Origin of the sequence: Brevibacillus migulae, assembly GCF_004521915.1 — a bacterium.
GTDB classification, from domain to species: Bacteria; Bacillota; Bacilli; order Brevibacillales; family Brevibacillaceae; genus Brevibacillus_F; species Brevibacillus_F migulae.
The window spans coordinates 1-1499 of record NZ_SDKD01000059.1 but is presented as its reverse complement, the minus strand read 5'-3'; the positions used below and the strand labels follow the sequence as shown (position 1 = coordinate 1499).

The 1499-nt window shown below is 39.5% G+C and carries 1 protein-coding gene; it reads right to left on the bottom strand.

Translation table 11 applies throughout. From position 1 onward, the window contains the following. Positions 1–94: 94 nt before the first annotated feature. A protein-coding gene (locus EIZ37_RS25465; RefSeq protein WP_134687567.1) for an IS1182 family transposase occupies positions 95–1461 on the bottom strand; the annotation gives its coding sequence in 2 pieces (ribosomal slippage) (positions 95–885 and positions 885–1461; 1368 coding nt in all). Positions 1462–1499: the final 38 nt, after the last annotated feature.

Genomic DNA, 1499 nt, shown 5'->3' with positions numbered 1-1499 from the left:
TCAGACTGACGAGAAACCCCATATTTTACTGGGGTTTTTCTATATATTTAACAAATACAGCACGAAGTGCTGAAAGAAAAAGATAGCATGCCACCTAACTTGCTTTTGCCAGGTGGAGTGCTATCTTTTTTAGGTTTTGAACGGTGGCTGTCATTAATGCTTGCTCTTGGACATTGTCACGTCCCCGTAACCTACAATAGCGAAGCCCATGCAGTTCTTTCGCATCTGCAAAGCTTCGCTCTATAGTTTGGTACCTCAATCTGTATAGATATTTTCCGTTTTTATTTAAGCGGTTCTGTCGAACCCATTCTTTACTTTCTTCCCAAACATGTCTAGTTATTACCTTTTGGTGATTTTTAGAACGGGTACAGTCAAGGAGTATCGGACAATTTCTGCATATTTCTTTATTTGACTTATACATCCGATACCCGTTTCGGTCGGTTGTCGAATAAGTGAGCTCATGTTTTTGAGGGCATACATACACATTTTGCTCTGGATCATATTTAAACCGCCATTTGGCGAGAAGACCTTTAACGGGAGTAAAGGCTCGATGGCCGATGACAGCAAAGACGTTTTTATCGTGTAGGGCCTTGCATATTGGGGTAGTTAAATAGCCAGCATCTAATGCGACGGCTTCAATCGTATTAGCAAATCCAAACTTTTCGATCTGATGATTTAGTCTATCAATGTAAGGAACGGAATCATGGACGTTTCCAGCAGTCACAAATACATCAGTTATAATATTGAACTTATGATCGACCGTCCGGTGATCAAGATAGAAAAAGCCTTCTGGCTTCCCGTCACGTACCATGTAACCACTTTCAGGATCAGTAGTACTCACCTTGATTTCCTTTTCTTCCTTCACATCCTCTCTAGGCTTCAATCCTTTTTTCCATGTATTTCACGGTCTTCATTAATGGCATTGTCTAGATCTGTAAGATAGGTGCGACTTGTCTTCTCGATGACTTGCTTCTTAAATTTACGTTTATTCGCATTTGCTTTTAGATGGGTGGAATCACTTATTAATACACGCCCACCAACCATTCGATGCTGAATAGCTAGGCGCACGATCTCATCAAAAATCTCCTGAAAAACATCTGTATTTTTAAAACGAGTTCGACGATTCCAACTAATCGTTGTATGGTCTGGAACTCGATCTGTTAGGGATAGGCCAAGAAACCAACGATAGGCGATATTAGTCTGAATTTCTTTTTCAAGTTGTCTTTCTGATCGGATACCGAAAAGGTATCCAATGAAAATCATTTTAAATAACACAACAGGATCGATGGATGGTCTTCCATTATCCTCACAGTAGTATTGGCGTACTTTTTCTCGGATGAAAGAGAAATCTATATGTTTCTGGATAACTCGTAATAAATGGTCCTCCGGGACCAACTCATCAAGGCACACAAATTCATAGTGCATCTGTTTATTTTTATCATTGGAGGAAAGCACATTCATCACCTACCGTTAAATGTAAATACAAGAATATTATAACA